Raw genomic sequence first — 10,351 nt, 5'->3', positions numbered from 1 at the left:
ATCAAGACTTGTTAGAAAGGAGTTTTCTGAGTACTTGGGTAAGTTTTACTGGAAGCCAGTTTTTTACAGCAGAAGTTATTGTCTGGTTAGTTGCGGAGGTGCGCCACTTGAGATCGTGAAGCAATACCTAGATCAGCAAAAAGGGTTTGATTAAAGCCACCACTTCGTGGTGGTGCGTCTTTCACCACCACCTAAATTAATTTCGCTTAGGCTCATTAGATTTAGATGGAGCACTTGGCGCTTTCGGGTAGAACCTGATCCAGTTAGCACTGGCGGAGGGAACTGACGTGCTCAGCACACAAGGTCGCGCCATCGTGCGTGGTTTTGTCTCCTTCCGCCCCTCATGATTAAGGGGCCAATATGAACCAATCACCACCTGTTATTCTCACCATCGCCGGCTCAGACAGCGGTGGGGGGGCTGGTATTCAAGCCGATATTAAAGCGATTTCAGCCACGGGCGGTTATGCCTGCTCGGCGATCACCGCCTTAACTGCACAAAATACCTGTGGCGTTGAGGCCGTTTCGCCGGTCGACCCAGCGTTTGTTCGCGCGCAACTGAATGCTGTGTTATACGACATGCCGGTACGTGCCGTGAAAATCGGCATGCTCGCCAACCAAGCGATTATTCGCGAAGTAGCTGCTGTGCTCGCGCGCTCCCCGCACTTACCAGTCGTGCTCGATCCGGTCATGATCGCCACCAGCGGCGATCCGTTATTAGATGATGACGCCATGGATGCACTGATCAATACATTGATCCCGCGCACGACCATTTTAACCCCCAACTTGCCAGAGGCCGCGCGTTTAACCGGGTGTCCTGTTCCGACAACCACCGAAGAGATGTACGCCTTAGTTCCGGCACTGCGCAAGCTCGGATGTCCGTATGTGATGCTAAAAGGTGGGCACTTGCATCATGCGCCAGAGAGTCTGGATGTGTGGATTAGCCGAGATACGTGTCAAACCCTGAGTGCACGCCGCATTGAAACGCCTAACACCCATGGCACAGGCTGTTCACTGTCGGCGGCGATTGCCTCGTTTTATGCGCAGGGACTGACACCCATCGACGCCGGGCGAGCGGCTAAGCGTTATCTCACTGACGCCTTAGCGCATAGCCAACAGTTAATCGTTGGAAGAGGGGCAGGGCCGGTACATCATTTTTTCGCCTACCCCGCTGATGAGAGTGTTTATTTATCCAAGCATGCGTTGGTTGAATCGCACGCTCTCGTTAAATAATGCACTTTGATTAGATAGCGTGCTTACGCGGCGGACCAATGTGGCAAGCGCTGGGCGGCGATATAAAAAAGACGGTCGCCCGGCAATACTTTTGTCCCCACTGGCGGGTTTAAGATAATACCTTGGCCTTGGTCGATCCCAATTAAGGTGGCGTCATATTCTTGCTTGAGCTGACCAAAGAGATCGCCGGTATCGATTTCTGTTGCGTTACTCGGATAACGGGCACAGTATTGCGTCATCCCTTGTGACGTGCTCAAAAGCTCATGATGCAACTGACTTGAACCGGGATCCACCGCCGCTTTTGCTAGCATTTCGACCGACACCGACGGCACACATTCCGCATGCGGGTAGTGCTGTTTGAGGATTTGGCTTATCGCATCATCTTGAAAATACGCCAATAAATGCGCTGACGGATTTTTATGTGCGCAGAACAGAGCCGCTGACAAAGTAATATCATCTTCTGGGTTATCAATAATAATACTCGAGGCATGCTCGACCTTGGCGCGGGCAATGCCTTCAGCATCGGTAAAACTTGCCACGCGCACAAATTCCACTTCACCAGGCAGTGGGTTTTCGATTTCTGCGCGTGCGCAAAGCACAATCGGGCGCTCACCGTGCACTCCGCTTTGCAATAAACGAATAAGCTGTATCGTACGTTGTCCGTTCCAGCCTAAGATAAGAAGATGATTTTTCACACTAATACTCCGTTTTCCTTGTAACCCGCGTCGCCAATAATCCACCAGTGATCCGGTGACATGCCCAATCACCACCGCAAACAACCCTAAGCCGCCGGGAATAATCCAAAAAGACGTGATCCATTGCCCCCACTCAGTAACGGGGGAATAATCGCCGTAGCCAACGGTCGAGGCCGTCACAATCAAGTAATACACATAGCGGCTCAGCGACTGGGTCATCGCGGTCTCGCCCGCCCCATATAAAAGTAGCCAGCCAATCACGCCATAGGCGAGTACCACCAAGCCGAGCATACGCCCGTTCAAATGGGCGAAGCGACTGATAATCCAACGTTTAAAAAGCAACCAAAAAGTCATAAATTTTCGCTCATTCACTTCAGTGATCGCAGTATGAAGTGATTTGCGTCAGGTTTACAGTGTAAATCAGGCGCTTGGCGTCAATGCGATCACACTTTGCTTGGATAATCCTACAAAGCCAATTTAAAGCGTTAAAATATTATAAAAAGCTTAATTACATCATTAGGAGTCAGCGTGTTTATATCTCGGCGTCAACTTGAACAAGAGCAGCAAAAGCAGGTTGCTCTGCAGCAAAAAATTGAGCAAATTAATCATACCATCGACGCGCTGAATACAGAGAAAGGCGCATTGCAGGCAGAGCTGGATACCGTCGCGAAAAAACGCCAAACCGGCAAAGCGATCGACGCCAACTTATGCCACTTTGGTGATTCGATCAACGCCACCCAATCCTCTCTGGCTACTTTGGCGGACACCATTAACGGTGAAAAAGAGCGTGTGACCGACGTGAGCCATCAAGCGGCATCATGCGCCGAGCAAGTCAATGACCTTGCGCGTCATGTACAGTCGTTATCTTCGCAATGTCAGCAATCGTCGGAAGCGATTCGCTCGCTCGATCAACACGCCCAAGAGGTGAGTGGCATTGTCAATTTGATTCGTGATGTCGCCGATCAAACCAACCTGCTGGCGTTAAACGCAGCCATTGAAGCGGCACGCGCCGGTGAGCAGGGCCGAGGGTTTGCGGTGGTCGCTGATGAAGTACGCAACCTTGCCGAGCGCACGTCCACCGCCACCCAAGATATTACCCAGCTGGTGGAAAAAATTCGTGCGGGCAGCAGCCATGCGTGCACGCTCACCGATACCCTTGCCACTGAAGCCATTCAATACAGCGAACAAGGCCAACAGGTTGCCGATGCCATGGCCACCCAAAGTGAGCAAGCACAGCACAGCCGCACCACCATTAAAGCCTCTGCACTGCGCGCCTTTTGTGAACTGGCCAAACTTGACCATATCAGCTTTAAATTTGCGATATACCGCGTGGTATTGGGCGAAGACAGTATGATGGCGGACGATGTCACCGATCACACCCAATGCCGACTCGGCCAGTGGTATAACCATGGTGAAGGGCAGCAATATTTTGGTCAGTTGCAAACGTTTAAAGCCATTTCCGGGCCTCACGAGCAAGTGCACACCCATGCCAAGGCTGCGGTGGCAGCGTTTCATGCTCAACAACCGGATCAAATGGTCACCGCATTAAAAGAGATGGAAAACGCCAGCATGACGGTGATCGATAAGCTTGAACATCTCGCAATAGAAGGGAGTGAAGAGGTGGCGTAACAACGGGGTGTTAAATCGACGAGCTCATGGTAATCTCAAGTCAAACCAAGGAAAGATGGCCGAAGGAGGCTGAAGTACCCATGACGTCGATTGCACTACTCGATGGTGGCCTAGGGCAAGAAATTTATCAACGTGGCCCCGATGTGAGCTCTAAGCTTTGGTCGGTCGCGGTGATGTTAAAACATGCCAATATTGTCAAAGACGTGCACAAAGATTTTATCCGTGCCGGCGCGAAAACACATACCTTAAATACCTATCCTGCGACACCCACACGTCTGGCCAAAGCGGGGTTGAGCGATAAAATCAACACCATTTATCAAAAAGCCTTCGAAGCGCTGCAGCAAGCCGTGGATGAGACAGGCGCCGATGTCGATATTGCCGGTTGTTTGCCACCGCTGGTGGGCAGCTACCTCGGCCAGCCGCAACGCAGTTTTGATGACATGAAAGCCGAGTTTTTGCATATTGCCCACTTGCAGCCTCATGTGGATGTGTTTTTAATCGAAACCATGACCAACACCCTCGAAGCGCGTGCAGCATGCGCCGCCGCCCGTGAACAAGGCAAACCGTTTGGGGTGGCGTTTCGGTTAGAGGCAGCAGGCACCTTGCGCTCGGGCGAGTCACTTGAACAAGCGATGCACGCCGTGGCCGAGTATGCCCCAACCGCGGTGATGCTAAACTGTTGCGATCCTGCCGTGCTGACCACCGCCATGCCGCAAATGGCGACCCAAGCTAACATTGTCGGTGGCTATGCCAACGCCTTTAAATCGGTAGAAGACATGGCCAAAGGCAGCAAAGCCGATGCCCTAGAAGCGCGTGAAGATCTCTCACCCTTAGTCCACACCGAACGTGTACAACAATGGATTGCCGACGGTGCCCTGGTGGTCGGCGGCTGCTGCGAAATCACCCCCGCGCACATCCAACACCTCGCGCAAACCCTTGAGCAGTCCCACGAGATCATCAAGTTTTCGGAACTGGGGCGTTAGGGGCATGAGTCGAAGCAACTAGAACAGCTCATCCGTGAAAGCGAATCCGCAAACACGTTTACGCGCATAAAAGTGTCATTATTTACATTTTTATGCGCATTAAGATATGGCTTATCCTCTACTATCAGCCAAAAATAGCTAAACTAACTACTCACCCCGTTTAAGGTAATGCTTGTAAGACATGGTGCCAGGTAGTGATACCAGCTTTGTGTATTCAAAGACACGGCCGTCTTTTAGCAAACCGATGGACAGTACTTGAAGTAATGGTGTTGATGGATCGATATCGAGGATCCGACGCATTGACTCGTTCGGAAGGATGGCTTCGAAATCTTGAGACGCGCCGTCGATATCAAGACCTAGTTCCTCTTCCAGGTAGCGATACTTTGAGCCTTCTAAAGACATCACATTCATTCGTGGATAGAGTGAGGCAGGCATGTAAGACTCTTCGTATACGGATGGCTTTCCGTTTAATAGCTTGAATCTTCGAATAAAGTAGACTTTTTCGGTTTTCTCGACCTTTAAAAGCCGCACCAGCTCTTCGTCTGGATCAATGAGAGAGAACTCATCAATCTTGTATTCAAGCGTCGTGTTGGTACTTGAGAAGTATTCATTGGTACTTTTCAGTGTTAGCAACGAGCCAACGACCGTTTTACCGATGATGCTTGTGCCAGCGCCTTGACGCTTTGCAACTAAGCCTAGTTCAACCAACTCATCGATAGCATTACGTATAGTCACTCGGCTAACGCCATAATGTTCGCTGAGTGCTTTTTCTGTGGGGAGGATATCACCAACCTCGAACTCGTCTGAATTGATGCGTGAGCGTAAATCTTGCATCACTTTTTTATACAGCATCTTTCACCTCTCTAGTACACCTGCCAGATAATACAAAAAAAAGACAAATTAAGCGACCCTCCGACCCTAAAACACTGGTTTGTCTGTTTATCAAGCAACGAGATCAATGTTTAGTACGTTTTTTGCCCTGTTTTTAGCTTTGCTGTATTTATTTGTATCTTATCACGATTTACTTATGTTTTATTTGTATTGTTTTTGGGGTGGGTATAAGTTGTAGTTGTCAGAAGACAACAAAGCCTAAAAAAACATTACCAAGGAAGCTGCTTATGTTAAGTGCAATACAACGATTAGGCGGAGCAATGTTCACCCCTGTACTGCTATTCCCGTTTGTTGGGATAGTGATTGGGTTAAGTATTGTTCTGAAAAACCCAGTGTTTGTCGGCGATCTTGCAGATCAAGAGGGCCTTTATTACCAAATACTAAAAGTCATCGAAGAAGGAGGATGGACCATCTTCCGTAACATGGCGCTGCTTTTTGCTATCGGTTTACCCATAGGTCTTGCCAAAACAGCACATGCTCGAGCAGTGATGGTTGTGCTTGTGTCCTACCTGACGTTTAACTACTTCGTTAATGCAATGGGAGGCTTTTGGGGCGAGTTTTTTGGTGTTGATTTCTCACAGGCTATCGGCGGCACATCAGGACTTACAGAAGTGGCTGGTATCAAAACGCTCGATACCGGGATTTTTGGCGCCATCATTATCTCGTCTCTGATCACCTGGATCCACAACCGCACGTTTGAAAAAACATTGCCGGCCTATTTAGGTATCTTTCAAGGTGCGTCTTTTGTCGCCATGTTGTCATTCTTCGCGATGATCCCAGCAGCTTGGCTCACTCTTTATATTTGGCCTTCCATTCAGCAGGGCATCCTTAGTCTGCAAACATTCATGTTGGAGTCAGGGTCGTTTGGCGTATGGCTATACACCTTTCTCGAACGCATTTTAATCCCAACTGGCCTGCATCACTTCATCTATACGCCGTTTGTCTTCGGCAATATCGCGACACCAAATGGCATCACCGCTGATTGGTTTATGAATCTCGAGAGTTTTACTCAATCGTCAACGGCGATGAAAGATCTCTTTCCCGCGGGAGGCTTTGCCTTACACGGCAACTCGAAAGTCTTTGGTTGTGTTGGGATTGCCATGGCGATGTATGCCACTGCCAAAACCGAGAATCGTAAAAAGGTTGCTGCGCTTCTCATTCCCGCGACGCTCACGGCGATGCTGGTGGGTATCACTGAACCACTCGAATTTACGTTCCTTTTCATTGCACCTTGGCTGTTCGCCATTCATGCGCTCCTTGCTGGCACCATGGCGATGATGATGTATAGCTTCGGCGTGGTTGGAAACATGGGGGGAGGATTAATCGAGTTCGTCACAGGGAATTGGATACCGTTACTCGGCAACCACACCAGTATGGTCGTGACCCAAATTCTAATTGGTCTGGCATTTACGCTTATCTACTTTGTCAGCTTCAAGTTCTTGATTGAAAAGTTTGATGTGCAAATTGCAGGTCGAGGCGATGCCGATCTCAAACTTCACACCAAAGATGACTTCAATAAAAAACACGGGATTACCGGCAAAGGTGGTCATACGGTCAGCCCCATGCAAGTACAAGCGGCTGAAACCTTGGATGGCCTAGGTGGAACTGAAAACATTATTGAGTTGAGTAACTGTGCAACACGTTTACGCGTGACGGTTGCCGACCCAAGTAAGGTTGCCTCTCGCGAGTTCTTTATGAATACCGGTGCGGTCAATGTGGTGACGAATGGCCAAGCTGTACAGGTCATTATTGGTCTAAACGTTCCCCAACTTCGGGAGGAATGCGAAAAAATCGTCGCTGTGCACCGAGGTGAAAAACAAGCAAAAAGGGAAGAGGACGCAGAGGTTGCGCCAAACCCAGCCATTTAAAAAATATATCTATCAAATACTTATAAACAAGCTATTCATTGGCAAATGATTCAAGCCAAATAAGAGAGGAAATGATGAAAAAAGAATTCTCAGTTGTTATCGCAGGCGGCGGCTCAACCTTCACCCCGGGTATTGTCATGATGCTACTGGAAAACCAAGATCGTTTTCCGATCCGTAAACTGAAATTCTACGACAACTTTGCATCTCGGCAGGAAACCGTGGCTGAAGCATGCAAGATCTTACTACAAGAACGGGCGCCTCAAATCGAGTTCTCTTATACCACCGACCCAGAAGAAGCCTTTACGGATGTTGATTTTTGCATGGCGCATATTCGCGCTGGTCTTTACGCCATGCGAGAGCAAGATGAAAAAATCCCACTTCGTCATGGCTGTGTGGGCCAAGAAACGTGTGGTCCAGGTGGCATGGCTTATGGTCTACGCTCCATTCCTGCTGTGATTGAGCTTATCGACTACATGGAAAAGTACTCACCAAATGCATGGATGCTGAACTACTCCAACCCGGCAGCAATTGTTGCTGAAGCTTGTCGAGTGCTACGGCCTAATTCGAAAGTGCTTAATATCTGTGACATGCCGATTGGGATAGAGACCCGTATCGCTGAAATCTTGGGGTATGAAGACCGTAAACAGTTTGATGTGATGTACTACGGCCTGAACCACTTTGGATGGTGGAAAGAGTTTAAAGATGCCAAAACCGGCGAAGATCTCATGCCTCGGATTAAAGCGTATGTGAAAGAACATGGTTACTTGCCACCTAGCGCGATGAACGGTGCTCAGCATACCGACGAATCATGGAAAGATACGTTTATCAAAGTGCGTGACGTGTATGCGCTGGACCCAGAAACGATCCCAAACACATACCTTAAATATTATCTGTATCCTGATTATGTTGTAGAACACTCCGATAAAGTTTATACCCGTGCCAATGAAGTGATGGATGGACGCGAGAAAGAAGTGTTCACCGAATGCCATCGCATTATCGCAGCAGGGACAGCAAAGGACACCACCATCGAGGTTGAGGAACACGCATCGTACATCGTTGATTTAGCGACCGCGATAGCCTTTAACACCAAGGAAAGAATGCTACTTATCGTCCCTAACAACGGAGCTATTAGTAACTTTGATCCAACAGCGATGGTTGAAATCCCTTGTATTGTCGATAATACAGGCGCAAAACCAATGCAAATCGGTGAAATCCCTGAATTCCAAAAAGGCATGATGAATCAACAGGTATCAGTTGAAAAGCTTGTTGTTCAAGCTCACGTTGAGGGCTCTTACCAACGGCTGTGGCAAGCATTTACCTTGTCAGCCACAATTCCAAGCGCTTCAAAAGCCAAAGACATTTTGGACGAAATGCTAGAAGTGAACAAAGAGTATTGGGTAGAACTCGGTTGATAAATACGTTCTAGGCTAGTTAGAGCTAACCAAGGGAGCCAATCATCCGGCTCCCTTTTTCGTTAACTCCCATCGTTTACCTAATGCTTCACCACTTAATCACTCTCCAATATGTCCAAAATCTCGTCCCAATCCATATTCATCAGTCTGCGGGCACGAAAACGGCTCCGCGCGTTTAGCGTCAAGTATCCTGATACTGGAAGAGGGCGTGAGTAAAATTGAGAACACTTAACGGCCAAGCAGATAGAAAATTACGGCGATAAGGTTATGATTACAAAAAAGTTATTATTTTTATAAACCAACTCATTGCTTGAGAGGATGCCATGTTTGCAGAACGCCTAGAACGAGCTCGTAAGGCGGCCGGGCTATCTGTAGTGGCTGTAGTGGTCAAGAAAAACGAGCTATAGTGATTTCTGGTGTATAAGCAAAAAAGAATGCGGTGTAACCTGTTGATTGATCTTGCCAGATCAACAACCAACAAGGAGTACACCGCATGGACAACAAGCATAACGTTACTGAGCTTAATAAACCAGACAACCCGCTCAATGAACTGCTGAAACAAGGCGCGCAGCAGTTGTTGGCTCAAGCTATAGAAGCGGAAGTCCAAGCCTTACTAGCGCAGTATGCATCGCTTCAAGCTGACGGAAAGCAAGCCGTGGTTCGCAATGGGCATTTGCCTGAGCGCACCCTGCAGACGGGTCTTGGTGACATCACTGTTAAAGTACCCAAAGTGCGTGACAGAACGCGGAGCGGGATTAAGTTCAACAGCAAGCTAATACCGCCTTATCTCAAGCGGACCAAGAACATTGAAGAACTCATTCCCTGGCTCTATTTACGGGGGATTTCAACAGGCGATATGCAGCCTGCCTTGGAATCTCTGCTGGGCAAGCAAGCCATGGGGTTGTCAGCAAATAGCGTTTCCCGCCTCAAGCAACAATGGGAAACGGAATACGAACAGTGGCGTAAAAGAGACCTGAGTAAACGACGGTATGTCTATATCTGGGCCGATGGCGTTTACAGCAAAGTACGTATGGATGACAAGCTTTGCCTGCTGGTTATTATTGGTGTCGACGACACAGGCCGCAAGGAAGTATTGGCGGTTGTTGACGGGTACCGAGAGTCAGAGGCCAGTTGGCTTGAAGCTCTGTCGCAACTGACTTCACAAGGCATGACCATCGCGCCTGAACTCGCGATTGGTGACGGTGCTCTGGGCTTTTGGAATGCTGCCGCCAAACACTGGCCGACTACACGTCATCAGCGCTGCTGGGTACACAAGACCGCGAATGTATTGAACAAAGTACCTAAGTCTGTTCAGCCAAGAATGAAAGAGTCGCTTCACGATATCTGGATGGCGGAAACGCGCAAGGACGCTTATAAAGCCTTTGAGCTGTTCGAGAAGCGGTATGGTGCCAAATATCTTAAGGCAGTGGAGTGTCTGAGCAAAGACAAGGCAGAAATGCTGGCATTTTACGACTTCCCGGCAGAGCATTGGACTCACATCCGAACGACGAACCCGATCGAGTCAATGTTCGCGACGGTGAGGTTGAGAACCAACAAGACGAAGAGTTGTGGTAGCCGGAAAACTACGCTCTCAATGGCCTGCAAACTGATGAGAACTGCCGAGGCAAATTGGCGAAGACTGA

The 10,351-nt window shown here is 48.8% G+C and carries 9 protein-coding genes and 1 pseudogene; 8 read left to right on the top strand and 2 right to left on the bottom strand.

Features of this window, described 5'->3' with window-relative positions; genetic code table 11:
* Both BZJ21_RS16880 and thiD read left to right on the top strand, forming a co-directional pair.
* On the top strand, positions 1-154 hold a 154-nt coding region (locus tag BZJ21_RS16880), incomplete at its 5' end, for a transposase (RefSeq protein WP_174566350.1).
* A 206-nt stretch (positions 155-360) separates the two neighbouring features.
* The gene (gene thiD, locus BZJ21_RS14465) at positions 361-1,230 is read left to right on the top strand and encodes a bifunctional hydroxymethylpyrimidine kinase/phosphomethylpyrimidine kinase (protein WP_077670162.1); all 870 of its coding nucleotides are present in this window, start codon (positions 361-363) and stop codon (positions 1,228-1,230) included.
* A 23-nt stretch (positions 1,231-1,253) separates the two neighbouring features.
* On the opposite strand, the gene BZJ21_RS14460 is transcribed toward thiD, so the two are convergent.
* Entirely contained in the window at positions 1,254-2,279 is a 1,026-nt protein-coding gene (locus tag BZJ21_RS14460) for an ion channel (RefSeq protein ID WP_077670161.1), read from the bottom strand.
* Positions 2,280-2,453: 174 nt separating this feature from the next.
* Here BZJ21_RS14460 and BZJ21_RS16820 point away from each other — a divergent pair.
* The 3 genes and pseudogenes from BZJ21_RS16820 to BZJ21_RS14450 all read left to right on the top strand — a co-directional run.
* Positions 2,454-3,116, top strand: a pseudogene (locus tag BZJ21_RS16820) (methyl-accepting chemotaxis protein); the annotation flags it as partial.
* An 18-nt stretch (positions 3,117-3,134) separates the two neighbouring features.
* Positions 3,135-3,554 (top strand): CZB domain-containing protein, encoded by a 420-nt coding sequence (locus BZJ21_RS16695; RefSeq protein ID WP_394329764.1) that lies wholly within the window; start codon positions 3,135-3,137, stop codon positions 3,552-3,554.
* Positions 3,555-3,634: 80 nt separating this feature from the next.
* Positions 3,635-4,537 (top strand): homocysteine S-methyltransferase family protein, encoded by a 903-nt coding sequence (locus BZJ21_RS14450; protein ID WP_077670159.1) that lies wholly within the window; start codon positions 3,635-3,637, stop codon positions 4,535-4,537.
* 147 nt (positions 4,538-4,684) lie between these two features.
* Here BZJ21_RS14450 and BZJ21_RS14445 read toward each other — a convergent pair whose 3' ends face one another.
* Complete coding sequence (locus BZJ21_RS14445; protein WP_077670158.1) at positions 4,685-5,389, bottom strand: GntR family transcriptional regulator; 705 nt, start codon at positions 5,387-5,389, stop codon at positions 4,685-4,687.
* Between the two features lie 266 nt (positions 5,390-5,655).
* On the opposite strand from BZJ21_RS14445, the gene BZJ21_RS14440 reads away from it, so the two are divergent.
* The 3 genes from BZJ21_RS14440 to BZJ21_RS14430 form a co-directional block, all read left to right on the top strand.
* A complete protein-coding gene (locus BZJ21_RS14440) occupies positions 5,656-7,296 on the top strand; it encodes an alpha-glucoside-specific PTS transporter subunit IIBC (protein WP_077670157.1) in 1,641 nt (546 codons plus the stop codon).
* 71 nt (positions 7,297-7,367) lie between these two features.
* Entirely contained in the window at positions 7,368-8,708 is a 1,341-nt protein-coding gene (locus BZJ21_RS14435) for a 6-phospho-alpha-glucosidase (protein ID WP_206779506.1), read from the top strand.
* A gap of 493 nt (positions 8,709-9,201) precedes the next feature.
* The coding region (locus tag BZJ21_RS14430) for an IS256 family transposase (protein ID WP_077670156.1) at positions 9,202-10,351 on the top strand (1,150 nt) is incomplete at its 3' end.

The sequence above is a fragment of the Salinivibrio costicola subsp. alcaliphilus genome (genome assembly GCF_001996185.1).
In the GTDB taxonomy this organism is placed as follows: Bacteria; Pseudomonadota; Gammaproteobacteria; order Enterobacterales; family Vibrionaceae; genus Salinivibrio; species Salinivibrio costicola.
This window is presented reverse-complemented; position numbering and strand designations above follow the sequence as displayed.